We start from the raw sequence: 17,006 nt of genomic DNA, 5'->3' as shown, positions 1-17,006 counted from the left end.
TGGCGCACGCACTCAAAACGCGCGTGACCTTGCTTAGTCATAACGACAACATATTCAAGCTTGAGGCAATCATAACGATCTTTTGCAAAAACTAAACTTGGAATAAAACGATAATTTCCGAATTAAATTTTGTTTCGAGGTGACTATTTCATCGATACTCAATCGTCCCGCAGGCTCAGGCGACGTCGCGCTTGATGCCATCGAGGCCTTTCGGCATCGGGAACGTGACGGCTTCCTGCACGCCATCGAGGGGGCGCACGCTCTTCACGCCGCACTCCTTCAAGCGGTCGATGACGGCTTGCACTAGCACCTCGGGCGCCGAGGCGCCAGCCGTGACACCCACGCGCAGCTTGCCTTCCAGCCAGGCTGGGTCGATCTGCGAGGCATTGTCGACCATGTAAGCAGGCGTGCCCATCTTCTCGGCCACTTCGCGCAAGCGGTTCGAATTCGAGCTGTTCGGGCTGCCCACAACGATCACCACTTCCACTTGCGGCGCCATGAATTTCACGGCTTCCTGGCGGTTCGTGGTGGCGTAGCAAATGTCGCCTTTTTTCGGCTCGGCGATATTCGGATATTTCGCTTTCAAGGCCGCAATAATGTCGCTGGTGTCGTCAACTGACAACGTTGTTTGCGAAACATAGGCCAGGCTCTCCGGATTGGCGACCTGCAATTTCGCCACATCTTCGAGCGTTTCCACCAGATGCATGCCCATATCGGCCTGGCCCATCGTGCCTTCCACCTCGGGATGGCCGTCGTGGCCGATCATGATGATCTCGCGGCCTTCGCGGCGCATCTTGCCCACTTCCATGTGCACCTTGGTGACGAGCGGGCAAGTGGCGTCAAAAATGCTCAGGCCGCGCGATTCCGCCTCGGCGCGCACGGCTTTCGACACGCCATGCGCGGAAAACACGAGCGTATTGCCAGCAGGCACGTCGTCGAGGTCATCGATGAAGATGGCGCCCTTGTTGCGCAAGTCGGCCACCACATAGGCGTTGTGGACGATTTCATGGCGCACGTAGATCGGTGCGCCAAATTGCTGCAAGGCGCGCTCGACGATTTCGATCGCCCGGTCGACGCCAGCGCAGAAACCGCGGGGCTGGGCCAGTAACAGTTCTTTATCCATCGCTATTCCTTACAGGACCGAAATGAGCTTGACTTCAAAACGCAACGGCTGGCCGGCCAGCGGATGGTTGAAATCGAACAGGGCGGAGTCCTCACGCATTTCGCGCAGCACGCCGGCAAAACGGCCGCCGCCCGGCGCGGCGAAGTCGACCAGGTCGCCGATCTTGTAGTCGGCGCCCGGCACGGAGTTTTCGTCCAGGGTCGCGCGCGAAACGGACTGCACCAGCTCGGGATTGCGCTCGCCAAAGCCTTCGCCGGCCGCCAGCTCGAACGTCTGGTGCGTGCCTTCAGGCAAGCCCAGCAGACGCTGCTCAAGGAATGGCGCCAGCTGGCCCTGTCCCAGCATCAAGGTAGCAGGATTTCCGCTGAAGGTAGTGACAATATCAGTACCGTCAACAGTAGCAAGACGATAATGCAGGGTGAGGTAAGCCGCTTCGGTGACGACTGCTGGTTGCTCGTTGGACATAGTAGTTTTCAGGTAACTGGTGCAAAACGATATTGTAAGCCACACTGGCCGCGCCTGCCCCATGGCTTCGTCAAAGAAGGCCACACTGGGGCGCGCGCCGGTGCCAAACAGGAGAACAGCATGGGCATCAAGGATTGGCCGGCCGGCGAACGGCCGCGCGAACGCCTGATCGAGGATGGCGCGCAATCGCTGTCGGACGCGGAATTGCTGGCCGTCTTCCTGCGCACGGGCGTGCGCGGCAAGAGCGCCGTCGAACTGGCGCGCGACACGGTCGAGCACTTCGGCTCCCTGCGGGGCCTGTTCGGCGCCAGCCTCGTGAGTTTTTCCGCCGTGCACGGCATGGGCAGCGCCAAGTTCGCGCAGCTACAAGCGGTGCTGGAACTGGCGCGGCGCGCCATCATCGAAGACTTGCAGGCGGGACAAGCCCTCAATTCGCCGCACGCCGTCAAAGACTATTTGCGCCTGACCCTGGGCAACCTCGCGCATGAAGCGTTTCACGTGTTGTTTTTGGACGTCAAGAACCGCCTGATCACGACACAGGAAATGTTTCGCGGCACCCTCACCCACACCAGCGTGTATCCACGCGAAGTGGTGAAACAGGCGCTGCTGCACAACGCGGCCAGCGTCATGCTGGCCCATAACCACCCGTCCGGCACGCCGGAACCGAGCGAGTCGGATCTATTACTGACGCGCGCGCTGGCGCAAGCGTTGTCGCTGGTGGACGTGCGCATCCTCGACCATTTCGTCGTGGCCGGGCGGCAAGTGCATTCCTTTGCGGAACACGGCCAGATCTAAGCCGGCGCCAGCCGATTCACAGTTAACCATGTGTAAACAAGGACATACGTGACAGCAGAGGGACAGTTATCTAGCAGTAAACGACGCGGTTTACCAGCGGTTTCCCTATGAAGAATAGGCAAACGTCAAATTGTTAAATTATTTCAATACAACATGACACAATTGTTTTTCGCAAGTCATTGATAAATCTGCTTATTTTGGATATACTCTCGTTTTTCCAATTTGGAATATCTTTAAGGAGTGCGCCATGGCACGTGTTTGCCAAGTCACTGGGAAGAAGCCGATGGTCGGCAACAATGTTTCCCATGCAAACAACAAAACCAAACGTCGTTTTTTGCCTAACTTGCAGAATCGTCGTATTTTTGTTGAATCTGAAAACCGCTGGGTCTCCCTGCGTTTGTCCAACGCCGGTCTGCGCGTCATCGATAAAGTCGGCATCGACGCCGTATTGGTCGATATGCGCGCTCGTGGCGAAAAAGTCTAATTAGCAGAATAAGGGAGCTATCATGGCAAAATCAGGCCGCGACAAAATCAAGTTAGAATCGACCGCCGGTACGGGTCACTTCTACACGACTACCAAAAACAAGCGTACGACGCCTGCGAAAATGGAGATCATGAAATTCGATCCTAAAGCACGCAAGCACGTCACGTACAAAGAAACCAAAATCAAGTAATTGATCTTGTGTTCTGTAAAAAGAGCCGCTCCGATGAGCGGTTTTTTTTCGCCCTGATTTTCAGCCGGCTCCCCTCGCCTTGTACCGGGACAAAAAAAGGCCCTGGAAACCAGGGCCTTGATATGCAGCAGCTTACTTATGCATAACTTTATGCATAACTGCGCAGGCGCAAGGAGAAGTCCTGCAGCGACTGGATACCCGACGCTTCGGCGCGCGCGCACCAGTCTTGCAGCTTCTGCAGCAATTGCTCGCGCGTAAAGTGCGAACGCTCCCAGATGGCGCCCAGTTCCACGCGCATGTGGTGCATGGTTTCCAGCGCCTTGCTGTGCTGGAACAGTTCCGACAACTGCTCATGGTGCGCATCGGCCAGCTTGCCCGGCTCGCGCTGCATCAGCTTGCGCGACGATTTCAGGAAGCGCTTTTCCAGCTCGGCCTTGTGCTTCAGGTGTTCCAGCTCTTCCTTCCAGGCATGCTTGATCGATTTCGCATACTTGGCCATCACGTCGTAGCGGTTGGCGATGACCGATTGCAAGGTCTCGAAGTCCGCTTCCAGCTTGCCGTGCGAGAACTTCGGTTCCGGCGCCAGCTTTTTCACCTTGGCCAGGCCCAGCATTTCCAGCGCGCGGATGTACGCCCAGCCGATATCGATTTCATACCATTTCGACGACAGCTTGGCCGACGTGGCATAGGTATGGTGATTGTTGTGCAACTCTTCGCCGCCGATCAGGATGCCGAACGGAATGATGTTGGTGGCCGCATCGGCGCAATCGTAGTTGCGGTAGCCCCAGTAGTGGCCGATGCCGTTGATGATGCCGGCCGCCGTGATGGGGATCCACATCATTTGCACAGCCCACACGGAAATGCCGATCACGCCGAACAACACGAAATTGATGACGAACAGCGACACCACGCCCAGCCAGCTGTACTTGGTGTACAGGTTGCGTTCGATCCAGTCCGTTGGCGTGCCGTGGCCATACTTGGCCATGGTTTCCATGTTCTTCGATTCAGCGCGATACAGCTCGGCGCCTTCCCAGAACACTTTCTTGATACCGCGCGTCACGGGGCTGTGCGGATCTTCTTCCGTATCGCACTTGGCGTGGTGCTTGCGGTGGATGGCCGCCCATTCCTTGGTCACCTGGCCCGTCGTCAGCCACAGCCAGAAACGGAAGAAATGGCTGGGAATCGCATGCAATTCCAGCGCCCGGTGGGCCTGGTGGCGATGCAGGTAAATCGTGACGCTGGCGATGGTGATATGCGTGACCACCATGGTGTACAGGAAAACTTGCCATGCGGACAGATCGGTAATGCCCGTGGCCATGAACTGCAAAACGTCGTGTAAAACGGAACTCAATGTCATTACTACTACTCCAAGTGGACAGGGCGTGCGCACGGTCGCTCCAGTGACTCTGGAGGTCCGGCAGAGTTAATTTTAGGCGTGATTGTACGCCCTAATGGGTGCTATCAGGCAAAAACGGAGGCAGGCAGCGAGGTTAAGGCTGGGTGCCGGATGGCGGGGACTCACCGTCTGCCGCGCTGGCGAGCGGGGCAGCAGGCGTACCAACAATACGCAATTCGCGTTGCGGAAACGGTACAGTAACCTTATGTTCCTGCAAGGTGCGCCAGATGGCGCGGTTCACATTCGACTTCACGCCGCCCGTTCCGTTTTCCGGATCCGCGATCCAGAAACCGATCTGCACATCGAGGCCGTCGGCGCCGAAACGCACGAGCGTCGCCGAGGGCGGATTGCTTTGCGACACGCGCGGCACCTTGGCCGTCGCCGCTTCCAGCAAGGGGAAGATCACATCGAGATCCGTTTCATAGCCCACCGACACGGCCGTCGACAGCCAGACCATGCGGTTGCTCAGCGACATGTTTTGCACGCCGCCCGAAATCAGCATTTCATTCGGCACGATGGATTCAACGCCATCGCCGCCCAATAACACAGTATAGCGCGTATTGATCTGCGTCACCTTACCCGTAAATTGGCCGACGGTGATCATGTCGCCGATGGTCAGGCTGCGGTCGAGCAGGATGATGAAGCCGGAGACGAAGTTCGCGGCGATCTTTTGCAAGCCGAAGCCCAGCGCCACGCCGAAGGCGCCGCCGAACACGGACAGCACCGTTAGGTCGATGCCCACCAGCGACAGGCTGACCAGCACGGAAACGAGGATCAGCACGGCGCGTCCCATGCGCGACAGCACCACGCGCAGGGAAGTGTGCAGACCCTGCATTTTCATCAGACGCTCGTCGAGCGAGGTGCCGGCCCACATGGCCAGTACCAGCAGCACGGCGACCGAAATAGCGGCTTGCAAGATGGCAGCCACGGAGACCTTGTTGCGTCCCAGCGGCACGACGATGCTTTCCAGGAAGGTATGCAGTTCCGGCCACAGGCCCGTGATATACAGGGCCATGCCGGCCCACACCACCACCGTGAAAATCTTTTCCAGCAACAACATGGTGGGACTGATGTCGCCATGACGGGCAAAAATGCGGCGCAGCACATAAAAGCCGAAGCGCACCAGCGCCATCGACGTGCACAGGGGGATGGCAATGCTGAGCAGGTTCACCGACTGGAACTTGGCCAGGAAATGTTGCGCAATGCCCAGCAGCATGGCCGCCAGCACGGGCGTCAAAATGCGGATGAAACTGTCCGTGCGCTGCAAGGTTTCCGGCGTGGCGGGCGTGGCCGCCGCTTCCGCCCGCTTATGCAGGAACACGCGCAACTGCCGCACCAGCAGCCAGCTCAGGGCCAGGCAGGCAAGGATGACCAGCGCCTGCCACAGGATGGCCGGTTGGCGGAAATCATTGACAAAATCAGTGATCAGATTGAGCAGCGGGGTTTCATTCATGGCGGATGCGGTCCGGAAGGTGGGACGAAGATGGTACGGATGGGGAGTGATCCCATGCCGCCAGGCGGGCTGGCGGCATTGAAGGGCGCCGCTGCAGGGGTGCAGCGGCGGCCCGTGACAGGCTTACTCGGCTGGTTCAGCGTCAACGTCGTCGGCCGGCTTTTCATCGGCGTAGACTTTTTTCGGCATGACCTTGCGCTCGAACACGGCGGCGAAGAAGCCGTCCGTCTGGTGCAGGTGCGGCAGCAGTTTCAGGTAGTCGCCCATTTCCAGCTCGATCTTCTGTTCGGCCAGCACCTTGCTCATCGGCACCAGGGTGAAGTCGGGGTTGGCCGCCAGGAATTGCTCGGCGATCTGATCGTTTTCTTCGTTCAGGAAGCTGCAGGTGGCGTACACCAGGCGGCCGCCGCCTTTGACCAGGCGCGCCGCGCCGGCCAGGATGGCTGCCTGCTTGGCTTGCAGCTCGACGATGGAGTTCGGCTGCTGGCGCCATTTGACGTCCGGATTGCGGCGCAGGGTGCCCAGGCCGCTGCACGGGGCATCGACCAGCACGCGGTCGATCTTGCCGGCCAGGCGCTTGATCTTGGCATCGCGCTCATGCGCGATCTGCACCGGATGCACGTTCGACAGGCCGCTGCGGGCCATGCGCGGCTTGAGCTTGGCCAGACGCTTTTCCGATACGTCGAACGCGTACAAGCGGCCCGTGTTGCGCATCAGCGCGCCCAATGCGAGCGTCTTGCCGCCCGCGCCGGCACAGAAATCGACCACCATCTCGCCGCGCTTGGCGCCGACGATCTGCGACAGGATCTGGCTGCCCTCATCCTGCACTTCGATGGCGCCGCTCTGGAACAATGGCAGGTTTTGCAGCGATGGCTTCTTGATCACGCGCAAGCCCAGCGGCGCAAACGGCGTCGGCGTGCTGAGAATCGGCGCTTCGGCCAGGGCCAGCATCACGTCTTCGCGCGTGGCCTTGAGCGAGTTGACGCGCAAGTCCAGCGGCGCCGGCGCGTTCAGCGCATCGGCCAGCTTCATGGTTTCCGCTTCGCCGAACTGGGCGATGAGCTTGTCGAACAGCCAGGTCGGCATATTGGCGCGCATGTTCGCCGGCATCAGGCTGCGGTCGATCTGCGTGATGCGTTCCAGCCATTCCACTTCTTCTTCCGTCAGGCCGCCCAAGGAGTCGGCGCCCACGGCTTCGGCTAGGCCGAGGATGGTCAGGCGGCGCATGGTGGGGCCGCTGCCCGCTTCGGCGAAATCGGTAAAGAACGATTTGTTGCGCAGCACGGCATAGATGCCTTCGGCGATGGCGCCGCGTTCGCGCGAACCGAGGCGCGGATGGTCGCGGAAATAGCGCGACAGGGTAGTGTCGGCCGGGGCCGTGAAACGTAAAATTTCGCGCAATACTTCTTCAGCATTGGCAAGTATCGCTGGTGGCAATCTCATTGTTATTCTTCCTGTAATATTTTATTGAGGGTCCACGCGGACCTGGCCATGCTCGACCGACAGTTTATCGTCAATGAACAGGCGGATGGCGCGCGGGTAAAGCAGATGTTCCTGTACCAGCACGCGCGCCGATAAGCTGTCTTCTGTGTCGCCGGGCAAGACGGGGACTTTCGCGCTTGCCACGGCCGGGCCATGATCGAGCTCGGCCGTCACGAAATGCACGGTCGCACCGTGTTCCGTTACGCCCGCCTCGAGCGCCTGGCGGTGCGTCGCCATGCCCGGGAACAGCGGCAGCAGCGACGGGTGGATATTGAGCATGCGCCCCGCGTAATGCTCGACGAAGGGCGGCGTCAGGATGCGCATGAAACCGGCCAGCACGACCAGGTCGGGGGCGTAGCCGTCGATCACGGTTTGCAGCGCCGCATCGAACTGTTCGCGGCTGGCATAATCCTTGTTGGCAACGACTGCCGTCGCTATCCCATGTTCCGCGGCAAAAACCAGTCCCTGGGCATCGGCCCGGTTACTGATGACGGCGGCAATACGGGCTGGCCATTGCTCGGCTTGCGCCGCGCGCACGACCGCTTCCATGTTGCTGCCGCGTCCGGAAATGAGGATAACGATATTTTTCATAGCGCGCATTGTACCCGCTATGGCGATGCGAACCAAGAAAGGCCGCTATTATTGTTGCGGCGCAACATAGCGACCGGCCCCCCGCCGCTGCCCGATTACGCTGCCCGATCAGGGCATGAAAGGCTGGTTTGAGGCCGCCGCGGCGTGAGTAGGTGCTTACTCGAACGAATAGAAGACGCGGAACGGGACTTTCTTCTCGGCCCAGTAGTCGGCCGCGTCGCGGAATACGTCGAGCAGGATCTCGCGCGCTTCCTTGTCGAATTTTTGCGTATTTGGCAATTGCTCAAGCACCACCAGGAAGCCCGTCTGCGTGCCCGCCTTGAACATGGTGTCCGTCAGGCACAGGCGCAGGGCATCGAAATTCTTCGCCAGGTTTTTCGGAAACAGGAAGGCTTCCGCAATAATGCCGATGACTTGTTGTTTGGTCTGTCCAGCGTTGCAATGCGCATATAAAAAGTGCTGCCCGAGACGGATCGCCTCGTCTTGTAATTCGGTCACGCGAAAGGCACGGATGGACTGGACAAGGTTGGGCGGCACGGTTAGTAACAAACTCATTTTTCCCTCAAATCGACCTGTTATGTATGGATCTGTTTAAGTAACCCCCAATAAATTATTGTAATTTCTAACTTCCATAACCGGCGCTCTGCGGCGTTGCCCACTGCTAGCAGTGCTCGCACTGCGTCGCAGCGGACGCCTTGCATAGCATCCGGTTCTATTCGTTATAAATTCACAATATTTTCCTGAGCATTACTTAGCTGCTCGTCTTATTGCATCCCCGCACGCGGGTCAATGCGCACGCGGTGATTCGATCTGTATCAACTTTTATGCGATTCAGTGCGATTTTATATAAGCCATACGCGTATTAGGGTAACGTGTTGTCCTGCATGAATCAACCCGAATATGATGTCAAACGCAAGATTTGTTACAAACCGCTGGTTTCAAGTCACTTCAACATCTTGTATCGATTGAAAGTGCATGTTACAGACTGTGGGGCAAGGGGCTTGGGCTGTTACATTTTGTTGCCATGCGAAACACTTGCCCCGGTCTGGCGGGATTACTATAGTCCCAAGTTGTAAAAAATACCCTGAAAGATTCTCTAGATAACGAGGTTACAAATGAACTTGCAAGCCAAATTGATGTTGTCAGCCGTTTGTCTCGGCACATTGCCACTCGCCCAGGCCGCCGACTTTGAAGATTTCGGCAAGGTCGTACGCGTCGTGCCGCAAGTGGAACAGATCAATCGTCCACGCCAGGAATGCCGTACGGAATACGTGCAAGTCCAGGCACCGCCGCAACAGCGCAGCGCTGGCGGCTCCATCGTCGGCGGTATCGCCGGCGCCCTGCTCGGCAGCCAGGTCGGTGGCGGCAATGGCCGCACGGCAGCAGCAGCGGCGGGCGCGATCGCCGGCGCCGTCGTAGGCGACCGTGTCGACAACCAGAACAATTACCAGGGCGGCATGCAGGAACAAGCCGTCAAGCAATGCCGTCAGGTCGACCACTGGGAATCGCGCAACAATGGCTACCAGGTCACCTACGACTACCGCGGCCGCAACTACACGAGCATCATGTCCTACGATCCGGGCGAGCGCATCCGTCTGCGCGTCTCGATCGAGCCAGCTCAGCAGTAACGCTTGACATAAGCTGCTGCGCGTCGGCATAGGCGTCCTGCGATGCTCACCGGCTCGGCGCCCCCGTACTAAGCACGGTTGCGCTTCTCGACCACCTCTGCCTTCCGCTCGCGACGCTTCTGTCAGGCGTTGTTACTCAGTATTAAAATGCCGGCCCCATGTCGTTCTCATGGGGCCGGCATTTTTTATGGCGCTCAGGCACGGGCTATAATGCGGCACACTTTCAGGCCGCCCTATGCTTATCAAACGAAAATCCATCGAACAAGTCGAATCCTCGCGCCCTGCGCGCAAGCCCCGTTACGCCCCTGTCACTCTGTCGGAAATGGATGGCGTGCGCTATCTGCATTTCGGCACGGAATGGGTGCAGGGCGCCATGCGCATCCGCAAGCCGGACTGGCCGGAACTCGAATACGCGCAGCAGATGATGGCGTGGATGCTGTGGATCGAGCAACCGCAGCGCATCGCCCAGCTGGGCCTGGGCACGGCCGCGCTGACCAAGTTCTGCTACCGCCAGTTCCCGCAGGCGCAGGTCGAGGCCATCGAACTCAATCCTTCCGTCATCACCATCTGCGCCTCGATGTTCAAGCTGCCGCCCAACGACGAGCGTCTGCACGTGCGCGAGATGGATGCGCTCGACTACGTCAACGATGAAGCCAACCACGGCACCCTGGACGCCTTGCAAGTGGACCTGTACGACGCCACGGCACGCGGTCCCGTACTCGACAGCGCCGATTTCTATGCCGCCTGCTGCGCTTGCCTGGCGCCGCACGGCATCATGACGGTCAACCTGTTCGGCGACCATCCCAGCTACGCAAAGAACATCAAGGCGATGAAGTTTGCGTTTGCGCAGGTGATCTGCCTGCCGGAAGTCCATGATGGGAACGTAGTGGCGATCGCGTTCAAGACGAAAGTGGCACTCGATGCCGACGCGCAAGCCGCCTTGCTCGAGCGCGCCAAGCAGATCGTCGCCGAGACGAAGCTGCCCGCCAAGACCTGGGTCAAGGGCATCGTCAGCACCCTGTAAGCGCCGGCATTCCCAGGCATGGCCGGCAGTCCTGAAAGACGCCGGCCATGCCCGCTTCCCCGCCTCCCTCTCCCATCTCGCCCGACACGCCGCTGGAATTGCCGCAACTGCTGGCCTGGCTGCAGGAAGACGGCTTGCTCGACGCAGTGCAAGCAGCCGCCATCGCCACCCAGACCGCCCTGCTGCCGGCGCCCGCCTTGCATCCGCTGTGCAGCATCGCCCACGGCGCACTGACGCTCGATACCCTGTGCGCGTGGCTGGCGCAACGCGCGAGCTTGCCGTATCTGCGCATCGATCCCCTGCACATCGATTTCAGCCAGGTGGCCGACGTCATGACGGCCGGCTATGCGGCCCGCTTCAACATCCTGCCAGTGGAAAGCACGCTTGACCGCATCGTCATCGCCACGGCCCAGCCCTACGCGCTCGCTTGGCAGGCGCAGCTGGGCAACCTGGCGCCGCGCAAGCTGAGCCTGGTCATCGCCAACCCGCTGCACATCGCCGACGCCATCGCGCAATTTTTCAGCCTGGCCACCTCCGTCAAGGTGGCCCGGCAAGCATCCACGCAAGACCTGGCGCTGCGCCACAATTTCGAGCAGCTGGTGGAACTGGGGCGCAACAAGAGCAGCCTCGACGCCAACGACCAGCACGTGGTGCGCATCGTCGACTGGCTGTGGCAGTATGCGTTCGCCCAGCGCGCGTCCGACATCCACCTGGAACCGAAGCGCGACGCGGGCCTCGTGCGCCTGCGCATCGACGGCCGCCTGCACCAGGCTTATCAATTGCCGCCCGTCGTCATGCTGGCCATGACGGCGCGCATCAAGTTGCTCGGGCGCATGGATGTGGTGGAAAAGCGCCGCCCCCAGGATGGCCGCATCAAGACGCGCAATGCGCAAGGGCAGGAAATCGAGCTGCGCCTGTCGACCTTGCCCACGGCCTTCGGCGAAAAGCTCGTCATGCGCATCTTCGATCCGGAAGTGGCCGTCAAGAGTCTCGCCGAACTGGGCTTTCCGCCCGCCGATGCCGAACGCTGGCGCCAGCTGACGGCGCGCACGCACGGCATCGTGCTGGTGACGGGCCCCACGGGCTCGGGCAAGACCAGCACCCTGTACAGCACGTTGAAGGCGCTGACCGGCAGCGAAGTCAATGTGTGCACGGTGGAAGACCCCATCGAAATGGTCGAACCGGCCTTCAACCAGATGCAGGTGCAAACCCAGGCCGGCATCGAACTGTCGTTTGCCGATGGCGTGCGGGCGCTGATGCGGCAAGATCCCGACATCATCATGGTGGGCGAGATCCGCGACCTGGCCACGGCCGAGATGGCCATCCAGGCGGCGCTGACGGGCCACCTGGTGCTGTCGACCCTGCATACCAACGACGCCCCCTCGGCCGTCATGCGCCTGCTGGAACTGGGTTTGCCCGCCTATCTGCTGGAAGCGTGCCTGATCGGCGTGCTGGCGCAGCGCCTGCTGCGCTGCCTGTGTCCGGCCTGCAAACAGCCGGGCGGCGCCCCGGACGACGCGTCATGGCAGCGCCTGACGGGCGGCCAGCTGGAACGCCCCCGCGCCATGTACCGCCCCGCCGGCTGCCCCCTGTGCCGCCACAGCGGCTACCTGGGGCGGGCCGGCATTTATGAACTGCTGAGCGTGACGGAAACGTTCGGCCAGCTCATCAAGGCGGGCGCCGACCTGCACGCCTTGCGCCGCCAAAGCATCCTCGACGGCATGACGCCGCTGCGCCTCGCCGGCGCGCGCAAGATCATCGATGGCACGACCAGCATCGACGAAGTGCTGAAGCTCACGGCAGCCCTGCATTGAGCCATCTTCATTTTCGTGCAGGAATGCTTTGCATTCTTTTTCAACTGATATATAATGCGGCCTCTTTCGGGTCGTTAGCTCAGCTGGTAGAGCAGCGGACTTTTAATCCGTTGGTCGCAGGTTCGAATCCCGCACGGCCTACCACGAATGCGCAGTACTAAAAAGCCTATCCTCACGGATGGGCTTTTTGCATTTTCGGCCCCGCGGTTATACTGGCGCTTTGTCTTGCCAGCCCCGAAAGAACCGCATGAAACTTGCCGCCGCCCTCCTCCTGGCCACCGCCTGCCTGTCCGCCCAGGCGCAAGCGCCCATCGTGCTCGACGGCCAGTACAGCGCACGCACGGACGAGATGAGCCTGGAAATCATCGGCAACCGCGTCTGCTTCGCGCCCGACAAGGCGCAATGGGGGCGCTTGCCCCGCCCTGCCGCCACGCACGATGCATGGTTTTGTTTCAGCAACGACGCCCAGGCGCGCCGGCTGCTGCGCGTGCCCGCGCGCCAGGCCGACAATTGCGGCTGGCAAGCGCGTGCGCGCATCGTCATCGATACGTATCAACCGTACGTCGAGCAAGGCGACGGCAACGACATGGCGCGCCTGGCGTCCGTGGTCAAAGTGGCGCAGCCGAACGCCATCACCTGCGAATAAATCAACCGAGTTCGTATTCCTGCAGATAACGGGCGAACAAGTCGCCATCGGCCAGCGGACACGCAAACCCCGCGCCCCAATCGGCCAGCAACAGCTGCTCTTTCAAGGGCAGCAGCAACAGTTGCGGCATGCCATCGCTGCACCACAGGTCGCACACGATACCCTGCTCGTCCAGGCCCGCAAACAGGGTTTCCGTCTTGTCGCCGCCAAAGGCCAGCACGTTCTTGCATTCCACGCGGTAACTGCTGTAGCCCGTGTAGACGGCGTCATACGGCGGCAAGGCATCGGCCAGCGCCAGGCGCAGCTGCTCGGCCGTCAGGCCCAGCGCGCGCAGTGGCGACGGTGGCGCCTTGATCACGTACATGTCCGTCCAGCCGGCGCCGCTGCGGTGGGCATCGGCGAACGCCTGCTGCTCGCCCATCTGCGTCAAGCAGTGCTGCAAATTATCCAGCGGCAGCAGTTCGATCATGCAATAGTCATCTTCGTGGTAGTACGCTTCCCGCATGCGTCAATTCTCCAGCAAGTCTTGCATTTGCGCATTGCGCCGCGCCGTCAGCCGGCCGGCCCAGGTCTCGCTCGTGACGGATGGATAGCGCACGGCGCCAAAATTCATCCAGGCATCGCGGTACGCCAGCCACAGGCGCTGGGTGGCGCGGATGCCGTCCTTGTCCACGGCGCCCGCATAGGTGGACGCGGGCTTTTTCATCAGCTTGCCGTAGATGACGTTGAGTTCCTTGTCGAGCGCCGCCGCCTGCTCTTTCGTCATGCTGACAGGCAACTTGCCCCCTTCGTACTCACGCAAGTCCTGCGCCAGCAAATCGAGCTCGGCCGTGCGGGCGGCAATGCTCTGGGCGGCGCGCGCCGTGCCGCTCAAGTCCGTTTCATTGGCCGCGCGCGCGTCGGCAAACTTGCTTGCGGCCGCCTGCAGCTTTTGCAACGACGCTTGCGCCACGGCAGGCATGCTTGCGCTGACCTTGCCTGTCGCCTGTGCGCGCACTCTTTGTTTCTGGCGCGCATCGATGGCGCTGCACACGCCCATCATGTAGCCGCTGGTAATGTCATCGCACAAGTCGATCATGCCGCGCCCGCTGGCATTGATCTTCTGCAAGTGTTCGATGCGGCCCTGCATCTCGGCCGGTGCCGCGTCGATGCTGCACGCATACTTGAGCGCCAGCAGCGGGTCTTTCTGCACGCCCTGCCCATTCTGGTACAGCATCATCAATACGGCGCTGTTCTGCGTTGCCATCGCGCAATGGCGCGCGGGACGCCAGTCGGCCGGCTTGGGCGAAGACATACTCTTGGTATCGTAATACAGGTCCGTCGCCTGGCATTGCTGCAAGGACGCTACGGCGGACGGCGCCGGCAGGTCGGCCGGCGGCGGCGTCGCATCCTTGACCTTCAGGCAGCCCGCATACCAGGCCGTGCTTTCCGCATGACCCACGCCCATGGCGCTGGTGTTCGGGTACGGTGCGGCGGCGGCGGCAAAAACCGGGGCCGCCAGCAGGCAGCTCGCGCCCAGCAAGGCCGTTTTCAATAAGGGTAGACAAATTTTCATGTTCTATCAGCGCCAGCGTGAATAAAGCGGCAAGTTTAACTGATCGGATACGCGCTGCCCGCCCGATACGCGCCGCTCCCGCCTGGTAAGTAACGGTTCATGGCCTTGGCAACGGCCGAATCGATGGGCAATAATGTTGCCCGCTGTACTTTTTTCACTACCCGGACCACGCCCATGACCTCACCCCGTCTTCGCCGTTCCCTCGGCTTCCTGCTGATCGCAGCGGCCTGCGCCTCGCTGGCCCACGCCGCCGATACCAAGGCCACGACCCCAGTTGCCGCCACGCAAACGCAAGCCAGACACGCCATCACGCATGAAGACGTGTGGCTGATGAAACGGGTGGGCGCGCCCGTCGCCAGCCCGGATGGGCGCTGGGCCGTGTTTTCCGTGGTCGACAGCGCCTACGATAGCAAGGAACAATGGTCGGATCTGTGGATCAAGTCGCTGCTTGATGACAGCCCCGCGCGCCGCCTGACCTATTCCAAGGGCGGCGAAGGCGCCGTGGCCTGGTCGCCGGACAGCCGCCAGCTGGTGTTTGTCGCCAAGCGCGACGGCGATGAAGCGGGACAGATCTACCGCCTCGACGTGGCCGCCGGCGGCGAAGCGCAGCGCCTGACCTCGCTCACCCTGGGCGCGCGCATGCCAAAGTGGAGCCCGGACGGCAAGCAATTGCTGTTCATCAGCGACATCTATCCAGGCAACAAGACTGAGGCCGACGTCAAGCAAAGCGCGAAAGAGCGCAAGGACCGCAAAGTCAGTGCCCGTTCGTATGAAACGACGGCACCGCGCTATTTCGACAAATGGCTGACGGACAAGCAGGTGCGCCTGTTCATCGTCGATGCGCAGCCTGAGACGAAAGGTGAAAACACGCCGCGCGACATCCTGTCGGGCACGCAACTGGTGGCGCTGCCCGGCTTTGGCGGCGGCCAGGGCGACGAGGGACAATCCTTGGATGCCGTCTGGACGCCGGACGGCAAGGCCGTCGTCTTCAACGCGGCCAGCAACCGCGACGCGGCTCAGCGCGAAGCCGTGGTTTCGCAACTGTATCTGCTACCCGTGGCGGGCGGCGAAGCGCAACGTTTGACGCAGGACAAGCACAGCTACGGTTCCCTGAAATTTGCGGCCGACGGCAAGACCCTGTTCGCCTTGAGCGACGCGCAAACGCCCGGTAAAGTGTATGACGTGAAACGCCTGGCCAGTTTCGCCTGGCCGATGAGCAATCCTGCGCCAACCATCCTGACAGCCAAGCTGGACCGCTCGATTTCCCGCTATGTGCTGCCCGAAGGCGGCAAGCGCGTCATTTTCAGCTTTGAACATGCGGGCCTGGAAAAGCTGTACTCGATCGATGCCAAAGGCGGCGACGTGCGCGAAGAGCCATCCTTGCCGACCGGCACCATCAACTCGCTGAGCAGCGGCGGCAAGGCCCTTGTCGGCGTGTGGGAGTCGTCCATCAATCCGCCGGAAATCTATGCCTTCAACGGCAAGCAGCCGAAACGGCTGACGGCTTTCAATACGGACAAGGCAGACAAGATCGACTGGCAGGCGCCCGAGCACTTCTGGTTCACCACGGCCGACGGCCGCCGGATCCACAATATGCTCGTCAAGCCCGCGAATTTCGACCCGAACAAGAAATATCCGCTGTTTACCGTCATCCACGGCGGCGCGGCCAGCATGTGGCGCGACCAGTTCGTGCTGCGCTGGAACTATCACTTGCTGGCCAAGCCAGGTTATGTCGTGCTGCTGACCGACTACAAGGGTTCCACCGGCTATGGCGAGGAATTCTCGCGCTCGATCCAGTTCGACCCATTGAAGGGTCCGGGCGATGAAGTCAACCAGGGCGTCGATGAAGCCATCAAGAAATACCCGTTCATCGACAGCACGAAACTGGCCGCCGGCGGCGCCAGCTATGGCGGCCACCTGGCCAACTGGCTGCAAGCGACCACCACGCGCTACAAGGCCATCGTCTCGCACGCGGGCGAAATGGATTTGATCATGCAGTGGGGCACCAGCGATGGCGGTTTCGGACGAGAAACGAATGCAGGCGGCCCCGTCTGGTCGAACCTGCCCGTGTGGCGCGACCAAAGCCCGGTCATGCAAGCGGGCAACCACGAAAAAGGCACGGGCTTTACCACCCCCATCCTGATCACCGTGGGCGAGCTCGACTACCGCGTGCCGGCCAACAATGCCCTGATGAACTTTGCAGTACAACAGCGCCTGAACGTGCCGGCGAAATTGCTGGTGTTCCCGGATGAAAACCACTGGATTTTAAAAGGCGAGAACAGCCGTTTCTTCTACAGCGAAGTCGAGGGCTGGCTCGCCAAATACCTTAAATAAATCCTGAAACGTTCTTGAAATGAAAA

Annotated in this window: 17 protein-coding genes and 1 tRNA gene; 9 read left to right on the top strand and 9 right to left on the bottom strand. The window is 60.6% G+C overall.

Annotated features, from left to right (window positions below; translation table 11 throughout):
* Nucleotides 1-175: 175 nt before the first annotated feature.
* Entirely contained in the window at nt 176-1,123 is a 948-nt protein-coding gene (gene ispH, locus CSQ95_RS05960) for a 4-hydroxy-3-methylbut-2-enyl diphosphate reductase (protein ID WP_070224502.1), read from the bottom strand.
* 9 nt (nt 1,124-1,132) lie between these two features.
* Nucleotides 1,133-1,588: a peptidylprolyl isomerase gene (locus CSQ95_RS05955; RefSeq protein WP_070224501.1), complete on the bottom strand. Its 456-nt coding sequence runs from the start codon at nt 1,586-1,588 to the stop codon at nt 1,133-1,135.
* A 120-nt stretch (nt 1,589-1,708) separates the two neighbouring features.
* On the opposite strand from CSQ95_RS05955, the gene radC reads away from it, so the two are divergent.
* The 3 genes from radC (at nt 1,709) to rpmG (ending at nt 3,057) form a co-directional block, all read left to right on the top strand.
* Complete coding sequence (gene radC / locus CSQ95_RS05950; RefSeq protein ID WP_070224500.1) at nt 1,709-2,383, top strand: DNA repair protein RadC; 675 nt, start codon at nt 1,709-1,711, stop codon at nt 2,381-2,383.
* Nucleotides 2,384-2,630: 247 nt separating this feature from the next.
* Nucleotides 2,631-2,867 carry a 50S ribosomal protein L28 gene (rpmB, locus tag CSQ95_RS05945; protein WP_010400928.1) on the top strand — a complete coding sequence of 79 codons (237 nt, stop codon included), beginning with the start codon at nt 2,631-2,633 and terminating at the stop codon, nt 2,865-2,867.
* Between the two features lie 22 nt (nt 2,868-2,889).
* Complete coding sequence (gene rpmG, locus CSQ95_RS05940; protein ID WP_010400929.1) at nt 2,890-3,057, top strand: 50S ribosomal protein L33; 168 nt, start codon at nt 2,890-2,892, stop codon at nt 3,055-3,057.
* Nucleotides 3,058-3,205: 148 nt separating this feature from the next.
* On the opposite strand, the gene CSQ95_RS05935 is transcribed toward rpmG, so the two are convergent.
* The 5 genes from CSQ95_RS05935 to CSQ95_RS05915 all read right to left on the bottom strand — a co-directional run bounded on the left by CSQ95_RS05935 (nt 3,206) and on the right by CSQ95_RS05915 (nt 8,534).
* Entirely contained in the window at nt 3,206-4,414 is a 1,209-nt protein-coding gene (locus tag CSQ95_RS05935; RefSeq protein WP_070224499.1) for a fatty acid desaturase, read from the bottom strand.
* A 133-nt stretch (nt 4,415-4,547) separates the two neighbouring features.
* The gene (locus CSQ95_RS05930; protein WP_099408862.1) at nt 4,548-5,906 is read right to left on the bottom strand and encodes a mechanosensitive ion channel family protein; all 1,359 of its coding nucleotides are present in this window, start codon (nt 5,904-5,906) and stop codon (nt 4,548-4,550) included.
* Nucleotides 5,907-6,029: 123 nt separating this feature from the next.
* Nucleotides 6,030-7,349 (bottom strand): RsmB/NOP family class I SAM-dependent RNA methyltransferase, encoded by a 1,320-nt coding sequence (locus tag CSQ95_RS05925; protein WP_070224497.1) that lies wholly within the window; start codon nt 7,347-7,349, stop codon nt 6,030-6,032.
* 21 nt (nt 7,350-7,370) lie between these two features.
* Entirely contained in the window at nt 7,371-7,979 is a 609-nt protein-coding gene (gene purN, locus CSQ95_RS05920) for a phosphoribosylglycinamide formyltransferase (RefSeq protein WP_070224496.1), read from the bottom strand.
* Between the two features lie 156 nt (nt 7,980-8,135).
* Nucleotides 8,136-8,534, bottom strand: a complete 399-nt coding sequence (locus tag CSQ95_RS05915) for a barstar family protein (RefSeq protein WP_034747450.1) — start codon at nt 8,532-8,534, stop codon at nt 8,136-8,138.
* A gap of 560 nt (nt 8,535-9,094) precedes the next feature.
* Here CSQ95_RS05915 and CSQ95_RS05910 point away from each other — a divergent pair.
* The 5 genes from CSQ95_RS05910 to CSQ95_RS05890 all read left to right on the top strand — a co-directional run bounded on the left by CSQ95_RS05910 (nt 9,095) and on the right by CSQ95_RS05890 (nt 13,091).
* Nucleotides 9,095-9,607: a glycine zipper 2TM domain-containing protein gene (locus tag CSQ95_RS05910; protein ID WP_070224495.1), complete on the top strand. Its 513-nt coding sequence runs from the start codon at nt 9,095-9,097 to the stop codon at nt 9,605-9,607.
* Between the two features lie 235 nt (nt 9,608-9,842).
* Nucleotides 9,843-10,631: a spermidine synthase gene (locus CSQ95_RS05905; protein WP_070312813.1), complete on the top strand. Its 789-nt coding sequence runs from the start codon at nt 9,843-9,845 to the stop codon at nt 10,629-10,631.
* A 47-nt stretch (nt 10,632-10,678) separates the two neighbouring features.
* The gene (locus CSQ95_RS05900) at nt 10,679-12,445 is read left to right on the top strand and encodes a GspE/PulE family protein (protein ID WP_099408861.1); all 1,767 of its coding nucleotides are present in this window, start codon (nt 10,679-10,681) and stop codon (nt 12,443-12,445) included.
* A 68-nt stretch (nt 12,446-12,513) separates the two neighbouring features.
* Nucleotides 12,514-12,589 (top strand) — tRNA-Lys (locus tag CSQ95_RS05895).
* Between the two features lie 103 nt (nt 12,590-12,692).
* Nucleotides 12,693-13,091, top strand: coding sequence for a hypothetical protein (locus CSQ95_RS05890; RefSeq protein ID WP_099408860.1), 399 nt, complete (start codon nt 12,693-12,695; stop codon nt 13,089-13,091).
* 1 nt (nt 13,092) lies between these two features.
* On the opposite strand, the gene CSQ95_RS05885 is transcribed toward CSQ95_RS05890, so the two are convergent.
* Nucleotides 13,093-13,596 (bottom strand): hypothetical protein, encoded by a 504-nt coding sequence (locus CSQ95_RS05885; protein WP_099408859.1) that lies wholly within the window; start codon nt 13,594-13,596, stop codon nt 13,093-13,095.
* A 3-nt stretch (nt 13,597-13,599) separates the two neighbouring features.
* Nucleotides 13,600-14,646 (bottom strand): lysozyme inhibitor LprI family protein, encoded by a 1,047-nt coding sequence (locus CSQ95_RS05880; protein WP_099408858.1) that lies wholly within the window; start codon nt 14,644-14,646, stop codon nt 13,600-13,602.
* A 174-nt stretch (nt 14,647-14,820) separates the two neighbouring features.
* Between CSQ95_RS05880 and CSQ95_RS05875 the strand changes: the two genes are divergently transcribed.
* Complete coding sequence (locus CSQ95_RS05875; RefSeq protein ID WP_099408857.1) at nt 14,821-16,980, top strand: S9 family peptidase; 2,160 nt, start codon at nt 14,821-14,823, stop codon at nt 16,978-16,980.
* The last annotated feature ends 26 nt before the right edge of the window (nt 16,981-17,006 follow it).

Origin of the sequence: Janthinobacterium sp. BJB304 (genome assembly GCF_002735765.1) — a bacterium.
Taxonomy (GTDB): domain Bacteria; phylum Pseudomonadota; class Gammaproteobacteria; order Burkholderiales; family Burkholderiaceae_D; genus Janthinobacterium.
The sequence above is the reverse complement of the archived record's forward strand: the minus strand, read 5'-3'. Positions and strand labels throughout refer to the sequence as shown.